We start from the raw sequence: 14631 nt of genomic DNA, 5'->3' as shown, positions 1-14631 counted from the left end.
TAGTTATGACACCCGTAAAATCGAACAAAACAAAGGTGGCTGTTATCGGGCTTGGCAATATAGGTACTGCAGTAGCTGCAAACCTGGTAAAAGGTAATCGCCCCGTTATTATTGCCGACAGAAAAATTGAAAAAGCAAAAGAGCTTTCGAATCAATTCGGCAGCCTGGCTCAGCCAATGGGAATACCCGCTGCCATTAAAGAAGCTGATATTATTGTATTTGCTGTATGGTTCAATGCCATTCAGGAATTGCTGAAAAAATATGCTACGGAATTACAGGGTAAAATCATTGTCGATCCATCTAACCCCATTGCACCGGATGATAAAGGCGGTTTCAAAAAAATTATCGGTGAAAAGGAATCGGCCGGTGAAATAATTGCTGAGCTCCTTCCCAAAAATGCAAAGCTGGCAAAAGCGTTAGGCACATTAGGTGTTGCCTCATTGGCCGGCGCTGCTTTTCAAAAACCGGTACAGGCTGTTCTGTTCTATGCTACAGATGATACCGGTATCAATGCAGCCATTGAAGAACTGATACGCGACAACGGTTTTGAGCCTGTACGTGTGGGCGGTATCGATCAATCCATTCGTATTGAAGTGTTCGGTGATTTGCATGAATTTGGCGCATTGGGAAAAACTGTTACTCCTGATGAAGTAACAGAAAAAGTATAAGCGAATTACGAAGCAATAATGCTATTATTGCTGTGGTGAATAAGAAATAAGGCATAAGGTACAAGGCACAAGACGTTCTGATTTAGGCAATCTGATTAAACCGCAAGATCTTTAATGTACAAAGCATATTACGTTCAATTTCAGTGAACCTGACTGATCCGCAAGACCTTGTGCCTTGAGCCTTGTACCTTGTGTCTTTATTTACTGCTGCAGCCTTTCCTTTTCTTCCTCGGTTCCCAGCGAACGATTTCTTTTGCTCTTTACTTTGTCGCTGCCAAAGTTGTGCGAATAGGTAAGCCTGATATTGGGGCGCGTAAATATAAGCCGGGCCGAAGTGACCAGGTTTTTTTCGGGCAGGTTAATGGCGGGTTTAAAAATCATGGTGTTTAAAATATTGCTGAAATTCAATCGTAAAGACGACTTTATGGTTGTTAGCTTTTTCTGTATCCCAACATCCAGCGAACCAATGGCGTTAAATTTATAAACGCCAAACAAACTGGCAGAGCGGTAAAAACCCGAAAGGGAAAAGGTGAAATCTTTGGGCAGCATAAAATTCTGCATGGCAGAAACAACCAGGTTTTTATTTTCGATATTAATAGGTTCTTCATTATAAGCGCCATTTAATTCCTGGTAATTGCCACTTATATTTGTCTGTATGTTCCACCACTTTGTTACAGTAACCGGTAGCGACATACTGATGGTAATTGTTTTTCTGTTATGCTGGTTTTCGGCTGCCAGCGTTTCTTTATTGGTTTCGGGATCAACCTTTGGTGAAAAATTGGTAATGGGTTCGGCCTCATAACTATAAGCTACAGAAATTATTTTCTTTTTATAAGTATAGCTTAAGTTGATATTATCGGTTATTGAAGGTTGTAAGCCGGGGTTGCCCGAAAAATAGGTATTAGGGTCCATAAATATCACAAATGGCGCAAGGTTCCAGAATGTAGGACGCGTTACTCTTCGGCTATACGAAAAGTTGGCTGCATTGTTTTCATTGATAGTATATGATAAAAAGAAGCTGGGAAACAATTTTCCATAATGCCTGTCCACAATGTTTTTTTCTTTCGCTGTTCCCAGGTTTGAATTGGTGTATTCATACCGGAGACCCATCCTCGTATTTATTTTTTTACTTACTACCCAGTTTAAAGATGAATAGGCCGCTGAAATATTTTCGTTCAGGTCGTAGGTGGCGCTCAAGGCCTCATCCGAGGTCCATCCGCCTCCCTGTAGCCGGTCGATTTGAACTGTATTGGTAAAATGCGAGATGGTTGTTTTAGCGCCGGCTTCAAGGTTCAGTTTTTTACTTAATGATTTACTATAGTCAACAGCTGCAACCCAAAGATTAATAGGTGTGGTTTTATTGCTCTTTAATTGTTCATTAAACAGAAAAGTATTTTTATCGTCGTAGTAATTATTATTATAGTTGACCGGGTTTACATCGTTATAGTACATATAATCAAGATTGACAGCCAGCTTTTCGCCTTCTTTATAGGTGTGCTGAAGATTTAAATTAATATCAATGCTTGTGGTAGGATGAAATTCATGTACAAATAAGTTTATGGTTGTATCGGGTTGGCGGTTAGTAGTTATCTGCGAATTATTTTCGGCATCCATGATCCACCGTTTGGCGTAAACAGTTACAAGGCCCCCGATGATCGTTTTTTTACTGATATCATAATCGAAACCTATTTTTCCATTGTGATAAGCTTCGAGCCCGAGCCGAACCGATTCAGAATAGTTTTCCATTAATATACCATGGTTGGTTACGGCATGATAAAAAGATAATAATTGATTGAAACGATTATGGTCATAGGAATAATCACCATACAGGCTCGACCTTCCTTTTCTGTGATTAAAATTGATGCTGCCAAGAGCGTTCAATCCTCTGCTATAGCCCACGGTTGCTGAATATGAACCATTGGTGCCGTACTGTGTGTTTCGTTTTACAACCACATTGATATATCCTGCATTTCCTTCGGCATCGAGCGATGCAGGTGGTGTGGTGATCAGTTCAATTTTTTCAATATTGTCGGCAGGCATGCCCGACAGCATTTGTACCAATGCCGATATGGGCATGCGATTGATTTTGCCATTCATCATCACAACAACTCCATCTTTACCATTAATGGAAAGCGAGTTGTTCTGTCGATCGACCAATACGCCGGGCGAACGTTCCAGAATGTCGAGCGCAGTAGATCCGGCAGCGGTTATATTGTTCGCTACATTAATGATCAGCCGGTCAATTGTTTGCTCAATAAGCGGCTTGCGGGTAGTAACGGTAACTTTCGACAATTGCATTTCCTTATGCGCCAACTGAAGCGGAGGCAAGTCGATATTGTTATTGCCGGCGTTAAAAACCGATGAGTATGCCTGTTTATAACCGATAAAGGTTGAAGCCACGAGGTAACTGCCGGGAGCAACTTTTTCAAAACTGTACTTTCCCTCTCCGGCTGTCATAATTCCTTTAATAAGCGAGGAGTCTTTTGAGTTAAGCAACAGTACGCTTGCGTTGACCAATGGCTCGCCATGTATATCTATAATAATACCGCGTACTTTCGTTTGAGCAACAACGGCATAACTGAGCAGGAAACAAAAAAATGTTGCAGCGGCGCACACAAACAACCTGTGTTTCAAAGCAGTTAGCTGGTTAGCCATATAAAGGCAGTTTAAGGTGTTAAATACCGGCTGTTAACAGAGAGTATAACTGAACTTGCTTTGATAGAGGTGAGGAATATAATAGCGTTTGGAAAAGCAACTAAATATAATGAAAAATCAAAATATAGTTTTGCAGAATATTAAGGCCGGTAAATTTTGGTTATACCGAATTTATCATGAATTGTTTCTTCGAAGTATAGCCGGGTGATTTTACCGCATATGAAGCAGTTGTTTGCTGTCTGACTGCTGCTGCCGTAGGTTCAGTTGTATTTTGTATCGGCTCCAGGATGCGAAGGGTGTTACATGAATGGAGTCGTTGTCGTTGTATGTGCTTATAAAAGGCCGGCCCAGGTTGTTGAAGGCCATCCACATACCCCAGAGCGGTTTGTAAGGGGCTGCCAGCATTAGTTCAATGGGGTATTCGGGTTCGTCGGGCAGTACAACAGAAAATCCTTCTTCAAAAGCGTTGAGAAAACCATTCCAGAAGGCGAGGGTCAGCAGCCAGTGGTTATAATCTTCCCAAACAGTTTTTGTTAAGCCTTTGCTGGTTTTAACTGATTTACCGGGGATCTGGCTGTTGTAGATGCGCCGGTACCGTCGAAGTATCAGCTGGTTTGAGCTGATGAGGTTCCAGATCATAATGCCATCGGCATATTGGTACTGGTCGAGCACACGGCATACATCGCGCAGAGCGAACTCTACCGCCGATTCAAGATAATCTTTTATAACAGGATGAACGTTCTCTTTATTGTCAATACGCAGGTCGCGCAAAAAGCAGCTCAGGAAATGGATGTATTCAAGCTCAACCAAAAACGCAGGATCTTCAAATGGCGGTTTTTTCCAGGTTTGTTGTAACTGGTCAAGAGTTTGTAGCGCTTCAGCTTTGGTTAAAAAAAGTTCCATAAATCACGGAATAAACGGGTTCATGAAAAAGCGTTTTTATCAAAGTTAGTGGTTGAGTTATATTAAAGTTACCCAATTTATGGCAAACGGGGAAGGGGATTTTAAGCAGGGTGGGTGACCTTTTTAATAGTGACTCATCGTGCTTAATGGCAGGAGGCTCTAACCTGATGAAGGTTCAGCGCACAAAGCGGAGGAGATGTTAGTTGATGATTATTTTTAAAGTGTTTGGGGATAAATATATAGTGCGTTCATTTTGATTTCGTTTAAAATAGAAGTGGCAAAAATTTTTTGTGAGATGGAAGCGTTTGCGGGTTATTCTTACGTATAGGTTCAGGTGTTTTTTACCTTTTTTTACCGTGTTGTTTAGTCTAAACTTGCTGTTATTGAAGAGAAACGAGTGCTTATAGCCTTTTATAAGCGTCAAAAAAATACTTTCAATAACAGCGCTCCCTGGTTCTATCTTGTTCAGTTCGATTTGCTGGGTGCGTATGGGAGGGGTACTTCTAACCCCTGGTGGAGATGTGCGCGGTTATTTTCCCAAAGAGGCCCCGATTTTTTCTGCTTACCCGGGATCTTCATTATCTATAGTAAACCGGTGGGTAATGAAGACATGATGGGAAGGGGTAATTGCCTCATAGGATAGGGCTGGCGCGGGAATAACGTTTGAAAGTTGTTGACGGCTGGCACCGCCATTGGTCAAAAAATAATTTCTGTTAGCGTTGGTCATTATAAATTGAAAAAAACTGATTCAGGACGGGACAGTTCAGCCTGTTTAATTGTTTCTATTAAATATAGGCGTCTACTCAATTACCATTTCATACACTAATCAACGAGCCGCCAAAGCGGATAACAGGTTTAGGCAAAAAAAAATACGTTTATCGTTGGTCATTATAATTTGAAAAAAAACTGATTCAAACCGGGCCAATTAACGGGCTTAATTGTTTCTATATATTATACATGGGCATGCCTTTTATGCCTGCACTACTCAAAAACCACTAATCAGCGTACCGCTACAAAACTTGTATTAGGTTAAGCGACTTATTATCCTTCTTATCCATTCCTTTTACTTTAAATAAGCCATCCTATGGCTCAGGGTGGTTTGATTATTAATTGAGTTTCAAGACTCTGAAAAAGTAGTTTATCATGAAGTGTAATTTCCATGCGATTGCTAAGCTAATCGATGTATTCAGACGAAAACAAAAACCAGATCTGAAAAAGCTGGTATCCGATCTCTATAAACCGCTCTGTATGATCGTTCGGGATGAGGTCGGGGACTTTAACAAGGCCGAGGAAATTGTAACTACTGCCTTTCGAAGCCTGGAGGAAAATCTCCATTGCTTTACATCCGATGAATCGGCGCTTGCATTTCTGAAGCGGGAAATTGAATTACTGTGCGGGGAAATAGGTGACCAGTTGCCTTTTGAGGAGAATGTTTTGGAAGATATGTCAAGGGTAGTGGAAGAGGTTGAATTCAGTTTGGTAGAAGACCAGATTGAAGCACAATTTCGGGCGAAAGTCATTGAAAATGTAATAAACAAGCTGCCTCCCAGACAGTATCAGGTTATAATGCTTTTTCTTTCCGACTACACTACCGACATGGTAGCAAGAGAATTGGACATGAAAAAGAGGACCGCGATTAATACTAAAAACCTGGCAATCAAAAAAATTCGTAAAGCGCTGAAAGACCAGGGACTTCTGACAATTGCTTTATTAGTTAACTCAGCGCTTCTGCACTCCAGTTAAGTTAATTACTAAACTTTATTTCTCTCATTTTAAAAATTTCATTTGGAACCTCATCGTAAAATAGCCCGATTGATTGTTAAATACAATAAACAAACCTTGAACGAAGAGGAGCACCAGGAGCTTAATGCGTGGTTACAACAGTCGGGGGCCAACCGCCTTTTGTTTGAGAACCTGACAAATGAAAAATATTTCGCTGAATTGCAGTCTATCAATATGGAGGAAGTTTGGAAAAATATAACCTGGAATTCGGGTAGGATGGCCGCGCAGAAAATAAAAAGGCGAAAAATTTTTGTTGTTGCTGCCGTTCTGGTAATATTTTGTGCTGGTATATGGTGGCTTTTTATCAGGGATCATAAAGAAAAACCTGCTATTGTTGGTTCAACAGTGAGTAACCGGCTCGGTACCGTAAGCTTTCCCGTTAAAGATTCCGATGAGATTGTACCTGGTGATTATAATGCAATAATAGTGCTGACCAATGGGGTTAAGCTCAATCTCGGCAAAATGCCTGTAGGTACTGATACTACTGTTGATAATAACAATTTATTAAAGGTTGATTCGGGCCTGGTGACGGTAAGAAGTAACTCAAAAATTAATCCTGCACTGGCAAATAGCTTTAATACCATTATTATACCACGGGGTGGTCAGTTTAATATTAAGCTTCCCGACGGTTCGGTAGTAGCCCTGAATGCCGCTTCTATTTTGACGTTTCCATCCAGCTTTGCTGCAACACAACGAAGGGTAAAATTAAATGGTGAAGCCTATTTTAATGTGAAGGCAATGTCATCGCCGGAAAACCAAAATGAAAAAGTTCCTTTTATGGTAGATGCCAGCAATACGCAGGTGCGTGTTGTTGGAACTCAGTTCAATATAAATGCCTACACTGATGAAAAGGACGTTAGAATAACTTTGGTAAAGGGATTGGTGGAGGTAAATAAAAAGATGCTGTGGCCCAACCAAACAGCGTTGGTGGATGAGAAAGGTGAAACTGCCATACTGAATGAGAAGGACCTAAGTGAAGCTATTTCCTGGAAAAGTAACCGGTTTATTTTCAGGAACACTCCATTGGAGCAGGTAATGCGGCAATTAAGTCGGTGGTATAATAAGGAGGTGATTTATAAAACAAAAATGGACAAGTATATAACGTTGAATGTATCCAGAAATACTACGATTACAAAAATTCTTGAAAATCTAAATGATATAGGGGACATAGCCCTTCGCATTGAAGGTAATAAAATTATAGTAACTAATTAATCCCGTTTTCGTGAAAATTAAAAACCCTGCCATTTTAATTGTAATGGTAATCGTTTTACAGGCCTGGAATAGTCCGCCCAAAGAAAGAAAAAGGGTGACGCTATCTGTTCACAACGAATCGTTGGAGAAGGTATTGGCCAAAATCGGACAACAAACCGGCTATACAATCGGTTATTCGGGGAATATCTTTCTAAACACAAAAAATGTAAATATAAAGGTTACTAATGCCAAAATGGAAGATGTACTCGATTTGTGTCTGAACGATGAGGGTATTAGTTACTACATTGATGACGAAGTAGGGGTCATAAGACTAAAAAGAACAAATAAAATAAATCTTAATCGCCCGCTGATCAACGTAACTGGTGTAGTGAGAGACAAAAAAGGAGAACCGGTGTCTGGCGTTACAATTATGGCAAACGGTAATTGGTTGATTACTTTTTCTAATACAGATGGCCAGTTTGTTCTTCCTAACATTTTTCAAAATTGCGAGCTTACTTTTATTGCAAACGGCTTTAAAGTGCAAACATATAAGGTAACCGGTTCTAAACCTGTAAATATACAATTATTACCGGCCGTGGAGACGCTTGGTGAATTGGTGGTAATCGGTTATGGTAAAACCAGTCATCGTTTAAATACAGGTAATGTAAATACCATTTTAGAAACTCAAATTGAAAATAAACCGGTTACGAGTATACAGGACATTATGACGGGCAGAATACCAGGTTTATTGAATTTGCAGGCGAATGGCTTGCCCGGAGCTTTTGTTCAAACGAAAATTCATGGACAAAGTTCTATTGGTCCTTCACCCGGCAGTTTTCCTCCTAATGATCCGCTGTACGTTATTGATGGAGTGCCTTTTGCACCCAATAACAATTCTTTGCAGGTGATACCTTCCGGAACTGCGTTGGGTGTTCAGGGCTTAAGTCCTTTTGCTGCCTTAAATATGTTAGAGGTTGAACGGATTGATGTGTTAAAAGATGCAGATGCAACTGCTATATTTGGAAGTCGGGGGGCCAATGGCGTTGTATTGATCACAACAAAACAGCCGAAAAAAAATAACAGGAAACCGTTGGTTCGATTAAGTGTACAAACCGGTATGAGTATCCCCGAAACAGGATTTTCGATGCTGAATGCCCGGCAGTATAAACAAATGCGCCTCGAAGCTATGAAAAATGATAGTATCGCGCTTACACCTTCCAATTCAGCTGATCTGAGCGACACTTTGTCTAATATGAATGTTAAAAAAATGCTGACAGGTAATATAGCAAAGATTACCACTGCGCAGGCGGCTGTTTCAGGAGCCATAAAACATGTAAAATATTATATAGGAGCAGGTTATAGGTATGAAACCACTGTATTTCCTGGTAAACTCGGCGATGAACAGGGTTTGATGCAACTTCGTGTAGTGGATACTTCACGAAACAAACGTTTCACCGCAGATGTGTCGGGAAGTTATTCTATAGATAAAAATAAATTGTTAACAACTGATCTTACCGGCGGCATTATATTACCACCGAATACACGGATATATGATTCAGTTGGCGGGTTGAACTGGCAATCGGGCGGAATTCCATTTAGCAATCCCATTGCTTATTTATCACAACCCTATGTTGCCAAAACTCAAAACGGGCTGTTCAGTGCGCTGTTTACTTATAAAATAACAGACCATTTTACACTTAAGTCCAATTGGGGTTATAACCGTGTTACAACTGATGAAACGAGTATAATACCTATCAGTTCACTAAGTCCATTACTGTCATCACGGTACGGAGCGGCTTTTTTTGCCGGAAATACTTTTATAAGTCGGATAGCAGAACCACAGGCAGAGTATTGGTGCAGGTTGTTTAATGGAAAATTTAAAGCATTAGTCGGCGGAACCTGGCAGCAATTAGATCATAACATAACCAGCATTTCAGCTATTGGTTATACAAACGATGATAGTTTGTACAATCTCAATGCTGCCGACAGAATAATAACCGTAGAACAAAAAATCCCATACAACTATCAGGGCGTTTTTGGCAGGCTAACCTATAACTACAAAGAAAAATATGTTTTAAACTTTACTGGCCGGTATGACGGATCAAGTCGTTTTGGCCCCAAAAAACAATTTGGCAAATTTGGCGCTGTTGGAACTACATGGATATTTTCAGATGAGCCGTTCGTGAAAAACGCGCTGCCTTTTATCTGTTTCGGTAAGCTGAGGGCCAGTTATGGAGTTACGGGTAATGACCAGATCGGCGATTTTAAGTTTGTAAGCAGTTGGATGAGGTTACCAGCCAATACGGGTGTTGTTCCTGCACAGGCTGCGGATCCATCATTCAACTGGGAAGTTAACCATAAGTTGAATGTCGGTATAGAGCTTGAGTTCTTAAAGAATAAAATATCGGTAATGGTTGATTATTACCGAAACCGCACCGGCAATCAGATCATTTCATATGAATTGCCTTATACTACCGGTTTCAACAGCATTGCTGCCAAAAATTCGGGTGCTGTTGTACAGAATACGGGCTTTGAAATAATAGCAGGCAGCACAAATATTGGACAAGGAAATCTCAAATGGTCAGGTAAACTAATAGCTACCATTCCACGTAACAAACTGTTGTCTTTTCCCGGCATCGAAGGTTCCCGGTATGGAAAGTTTTTGGCAGTAGGCAAATCGCTTACTTCTTTACGTGGTTACAAGTATACCGGTGTTGACCCGCTTACAGGGGTATTTACTTTCCAGGACACTGATCATAACGGAGTTCTCAATAAGAACGATTATGTTGATATAGGTGATCTGGATCCAAAGTATTATGGCGGGTTTGAAAACAATTTCATTTATAAAAACTGGTCGCTGAATATTTTATTCGATTACAAAAAGCAAATGGGGTATAGTTATTTGTATGCAATTTACAATTCGGCTCAGCCTGGTACGCCTATGTGGAACCAGCCGGTTCAAGTACTCGATCGCTGGCAGCAACCGGGAGATCATGCTTCTTTTCAACGGTTTTCTGTTGGCAATCCTGCAGCTACTATTGCTGCCGGTAATTTGTTGCAGTCCGACGCCAGGGTTAGTGATGCTGCTTATGTAAGGTTGAAAAACCTGTCGCTTGCCTATGCGATGTCTAAAAATCTGGTTGAAAAATTACACGTCAAAAGCGCGACTGTTTTCTTACTTGGTCAAAACCTGTTTACTATAACACCTTATAAACTGTTGAATATTCAAACACAAAGTTTATATACGCTTCCGCCTATGCGAACAATTACTATGGGTATTAAATGTAGTTTTTGAAAATAAAATAAATCAAATGAAGCATTTTGCCAAACATATTATTGTTGTTTTGACCCTAATTGCCGGTTGCTGTAGCGGTTGTAAGAAATTTGTACAGCTTGCTCCTCCCGAAGACCTGCTTACTGCTGGCGCTGTGTTTGCCAACGATTCAACTGCCCGGGAGGCACTGAAAGGTCTTTACAGCAAAATAGGAAACAACACGCCTTCTGTTTTAAACGGCCTTACGATGTGTACAGGTTTATCGGCCGATGAACTAAAGCGGAATATCTTTAAAACCGATGATGATCAGTTTTTTAAAAACGCGGTTTTGCCGAATAATGCTGTCGTAACCAATTTATGGAAGAATGGGTATGCGAATATTTATATTACGAATGTATGTCTCGAAAACCTTGGCCAGGCCACAGGGGTAAGCGATGCAGGTAAAAAGCAGTTTTCGGCAGAAGTTAAACTGATCAGAGCCGTTAATTACTGGTACCTCGTTAATTTGTTTGGTGATGTACCGCTTGTTACTTCAACAGATATAGACGTAAACAGAAAATTGCCGCGATCACCACAATCGCAGGTGTATGATCTTATTATGACCGACTTGCGTGATGCGTGGCTATCGCTTGCCAATGTAGGTGCTGTTGCTACCAGTCCCAATCAATTTGCTGCGGCGGCATTACTGGCAAGAATGTATTGCTATTTACACAACTTACAGCAGGCCGAAGTATTCTGCGATGCAGTTATTAATTCAGGAAAATACCGGCTCGAAACAAATATAAACAAAGTGTTCCTGGCGTCGAGCCCTGAAACCATTTTTCAACTTCCGCCGGCCACAACGAATAACAGCACCGCCGAAGGAAATGCGTTTGTACCGGCTTCATCATCCGTTATTCCGCAATTTTCGCTTACTGATTCTTTGCTCGCTTCATTTGAACCTGGAGATATGCGCAGAGCAATGTGGCTCAAAAATAATACAGTTAATGGACAGTCCTATTGGTATCCTTATAAGTATAAAGTTGGTAGTGCCATTGGGTCACCGTCGGAGTATAACATCGTGTTACGCCTGGCCGAACTATACCTCATCCGTGCCGAAGCCCGGTTACAGCAAAACAATATTTCCGGAGCTATAGATGATCTGAATATCATTCGCCAACGCGCCGGTCTGCCTGCTCTTGCAAAAAATGTTACCGATGCTCAGGTTATGGTTGCTATCGAAAAGGAAAGGAAGACTGAGCTTTTTGCCGAATGGGGGCATCGCTGGTTCGACCTGAAAAGAATGAACAGGCTTGATTTGATTATGAGTAATCTTACACAAAAAGACTGGCAGTATACTGATCGGTTATATCCAATACCCTTACCGGAAATTGAAAAAAATCCGGCACTTACGCAAAACGAAGGTTATTAAATGAATTAAGCAGAAGCATACCAGCCGTTAGTATTCTACAATTTTACGGATGAGAGTACAAGCGCTTCGCAGGGTTATAAGGCTGGTTAGGAACAGGTGGATTTGTGCCGGATACAGTAGCGGGGGTATATCCCCGTTCCTGAATAGTATAAGGTGGATAGGCAAATTCATCATAACCCGTTTCATAAATTTCATTGTCGATATAATTCTGGTGTAAATAATTACCATAAGAATCAAACCAATAGTAATAGGTATAATCTGTTCGTACATTATTTCTATTATGGTTAAACGAAAAAGCGGTTAACCCAATGAGTGCAATGGCAACCAAAGTAATGAACGCATGGGTGGTTTTGAATTTTTTCATAATAATAAACATGCTTTTAACTCAAAAGCAATGGAAAATTCTAAGGTTTTAGAAAATAAATGAATGTTCTGAATGCCTCTGCTTAATTCGTGTATGGGCATACGAATGCTGTTCGGTGTGTCGGGAGCAGATACGAATTAGGAACCAGGTGTATTAGAGCTTACCCTGAGAGATTGGTTTCGGAGGGAGTTGGAAAAAAAGATATCTGTTTAGCTTGGTTATGCGCTGTAACTATAGCTTAAGTAAAGATATTATAAAAACCAGGTACCCTGCAATAGGCAGCATAAAAAGTTATCTAACCAAATAAGCATCAGTGTTGTACATATTAAACTAACTAATTTTACCAACCTGTACCACGCCTCAAAGCCCTGGTGCGGTTGGCCGCAGTAACCCAAACACAGTCTGCAGGCTGTCTGCCTTACAAAACCCACGGCGATCTTCCTCAACGGCACGTTCTTTCATGTAACACATTACAGTTGCTGTTAAAGGAGGCGCCGTTTTTTTTATGCATTGTTTCAAAAAAAATGCTGCCCTGCGTAATGCAGGGCAGCATTGAGTAGTAGCTTACCAGCCATGTTGTTTAAAAATGGCTGGTTAAGCCTGCCTGGTGGCCGGTTAGGTAACGGTTACCTCACCGGTATACACACTGGTGGCAATCAGCTTGCCAGTGGCCGATATAAAGCCGAGCCATGTATGCACCAACTTACCACTGAATTCACTTGCGTCGAATACAGCCGTTTCGGTGTCACGTTTCGCCCCAATGATAAACTCGGGTTCGCCGAGCTCGGGGCAATATGCGACCAGTATCGATTGATCGGTACTGTTCGCATTTGGCTTATCGGAATTATTCGTCCAGGTGAACTTAATAGTGCCAGGTGTTTCGCCAGTGAGTGCTGCGCCATTTTTGGCTTTGCGCAATTTTCCCTGACTAACAACAACCTTGCTGTAGTTAACCTCGAAATCGGGGAAGGTGCCTGTAATCGCTTCGTTTAAGATTCGCGAAACGGCATAATTCGTGGCAGTCATTTTAACTGCCTGATCCCTTAATCCGAGTGTTAGCAATTCGCTCATGCTTTGAGCAAATTTTGAGGCCACAGCAAATCTGGCCCGTTGTTCAAGCTGGTCTTTGCTTTTGGCATTTGTGCGTTTATGCGATTTACTGCGCATATAAGCTACTCCGCGCCAATTGCTGCCAACTACTTTTCCGATGGTTCCTGAAAAATCATCCAGAATACCATTTTGAATACGTCCCATGAGAAATGGTTTTAAAGGTGAACAAAATTGTTTACTAACGAAATCGTACCCTGTGTGTAACCGGTATATCCACTGGCCCGATTCCGACACAAACATACCCCTCTAAAAAAAGGGGCCGTTCGCTTTTACTCGCTTTCGCTCACTTTTACTCGTTCTTACTCGTTTTCACTCACATTTGTCCGCTTTTGGCGCATTTGTCGCCATCGTGTGCATTATTTTTATCGGTTATAGGCATAATATGGGCAATCCGCTGCAGGTAAAGCAAGAAGAAGTACAAGAAACACCCGTATTAGTAGAGGTAAAGGAAAATATAGTATGCTTATCGATTAATCCGGCAACTATAAATTGAAACGGAGTTTTGTCCGGGATTTATTCGGGATTGCATTGGGGCAACTATGGGACTTGTTCGCAAATTTGCGAACAAATCCCGGCTTTGTCCCGGCTTAGGCCTTGCTCCGACCTAACGCTGGCCCAAACAAAAGCTATATTAAAATGTGTGTGGTATAAAGGGCGAAAAGAAGTGTCATGCAGCACTTTTAAACCTTCGCTTCTTCCGCAGCGTTTTATGCCTTTTATGAGGTGATACTGCAACATTTGATTTCTTCTTTTTTGACCAGCTGAAAACAAGGGTCCTTTTTTTATAACCTCTGGTAGTGGTTCTTTTATTTTTAAATCTGCGCATGGTAAAAATGGTTTGTAGTTGATATAATTATTGTTGATTGTTTGCTTTTCTTTCAGCATTTCGTTTCATGATGGCATCTACATATTCATATTGATCTTTTACTCTGAAATATTGTTGTATCTCTTCTTCGTTTATACCTGTGTAGCGGCAAAAGTCTTTTACTTTTATAAATGGCAGTTTAGGCCTGTTATATTTTTTGCGTACCATACGCATAAACCGTTGGGCGCCTGCAGCATTTTTACATAGGAGGTCCATCAAGTCCTGTACATGCAGCACCTTTCGTAACCTAAAAGGTTCCTGGGGATAGAAATATTTAAAGATTTTCGGTTTTGGGGGGGCAAATACTCTTGATGGAACAGCGTTAATAGCAGTGCTTTTTTGGGAACGACGTTTTGGAGTTCGTTTATTTATAACACAACCGGGCATGCAATCGATTTTAAGCAGTTA

The 14631-nt window shown here is 41.0% G+C and carries 11 protein-coding genes; 5 read left to right on the top strand and 6 right to left on the bottom strand.

Annotated elements, in window-relative coordinates; genetic code table 11:
* Positions 1 to 5 precede the first annotated feature (5 nt).
* Positions 6 to 668, top strand: coding sequence for an NADPH-dependent F420 reductase (locus AC59IL_RS02530; RefSeq protein ID WP_496550500.1), 663 nt, complete (start codon positions 6 to 8; stop codon positions 666 to 668).
* Positions 669 to 869: 201 nt separating this feature from the next.
* Here AC59IL_RS02530 and AC59IL_RS02525 read toward each other — a convergent pair whose 3' ends face one another.
* Together AC59IL_RS02525 and AC59IL_RS02520 are read right to left on the bottom strand one after the other, a co-directional pair.
* Positions 870 to 3323, bottom strand: coding sequence for a TonB-dependent receptor domain-containing protein (locus AC59IL_RS02525; protein WP_496550499.1), 2454 nt, complete (start codon positions 3321 to 3323; stop codon positions 870 to 872).
* Positions 3324 to 3533: 210 nt separating this feature from the next.
* Positions 3534 to 4226, bottom strand: coding sequence for a hypothetical protein (locus tag AC59IL_RS02520; RefSeq protein WP_496550498.1), 693 nt, complete (start codon positions 4224 to 4226; stop codon positions 3534 to 3536).
* A 1143-nt stretch (positions 4227 to 5369) separates the two neighbouring features.
* Between AC59IL_RS02520 and AC59IL_RS02515 the strand changes: the two genes are divergently transcribed.
* Genes AC59IL_RS02515 through AC59IL_RS02500 form a run of 4 tightly spaced genes read left to right on the top strand, consistent with a single transcriptional unit; the run spans position 5370 to position 11884 of the window.
* On the top strand, positions 5370 to 5969 hold the full coding sequence (locus AC59IL_RS02515; protein ID WP_496550497.1) for an RNA polymerase sigma factor: 600 nt from the start codon (positions 5370 to 5372) through the stop codon (positions 5967 to 5969).
* Positions 5970 to 6011: 42 nt separating this feature from the next.
* Complete coding sequence (locus AC59IL_RS02510; RefSeq protein ID WP_496550496.1) at positions 6012 to 7220, top strand: FecR family protein; 1209 nt, start codon at positions 6012 to 6014, stop codon at positions 7218 to 7220.
* A 10-nt stretch (positions 7221 to 7230) separates the two neighbouring features.
* Positions 7231 to 10494, top strand: coding sequence for a SusC/RagA family TonB-linked outer membrane protein (locus AC59IL_RS02505; protein ID WP_496550495.1), 3264 nt, complete (start codon positions 7231 to 7233; stop codon positions 10492 to 10494).
* 16 nt (positions 10495 to 10510) lie between these two features.
* On the top strand, positions 10511 to 11884 hold the full coding sequence (locus tag AC59IL_RS02500) for a RagB/SusD family nutrient uptake outer membrane protein (protein WP_496550494.1): 1374 nt from the start codon (positions 10511 to 10513) through the stop codon (positions 11882 to 11884).
* 43 nt (positions 11885 to 11927) lie between these two features.
* Here AC59IL_RS02500 and AC59IL_RS02495 read toward each other — a convergent pair whose 3' ends face one another.
* From AC59IL_RS02495 to AC59IL_RS02480, 4 genes are all read right to left on the bottom strand, one after another.
* Positions 11928 to 12248 (bottom strand): hypothetical protein, encoded by a 321-nt coding sequence (locus AC59IL_RS02495; protein ID WP_496550493.1) that lies wholly within the window; start codon positions 12246 to 12248, stop codon positions 11928 to 11930.
* A 615-nt stretch (positions 12249 to 12863) separates the two neighbouring features.
* The gene (locus tag AC59IL_RS02490; RefSeq protein ID WP_496550492.1) at positions 12864 to 13502 is read right to left on the bottom strand and encodes a DUF6266 family protein; all 639 of its coding nucleotides are present in this window, start codon (positions 13500 to 13502) and stop codon (positions 12864 to 12866) included.
* 393 nt (positions 13503 to 13895) lie between these two features.
* Positions 13896 to 14243, bottom strand: coding sequence for a hypothetical protein (locus AC59IL_RS02485; RefSeq protein WP_496550491.1), 348 nt, complete (start codon positions 14241 to 14243; stop codon positions 13896 to 13898).
* The gene (locus tag AC59IL_RS02480) at positions 14212 to 14391 is read right to left on the bottom strand and encodes a hypothetical protein (protein WP_496550490.1); all 180 of its coding nucleotides are present in this window, start codon (positions 14389 to 14391) and stop codon (positions 14212 to 14214) included. The genes AC59IL_RS02485 and AC59IL_RS02480 overlap by 32 nt, the downstream gene beginning before the upstream one ends.
* Between the last annotated feature and the right edge of the window lie 240 nt (positions 14392 to 14631).

The sequence above is a fragment of the Niastella sp. sgz303648 genome (assembly GCF_059587045.1).
The sequence above is the reverse complement of the archived record's forward strand: the minus strand, read 5'-3'. Positions and strand labels throughout refer to the sequence as shown.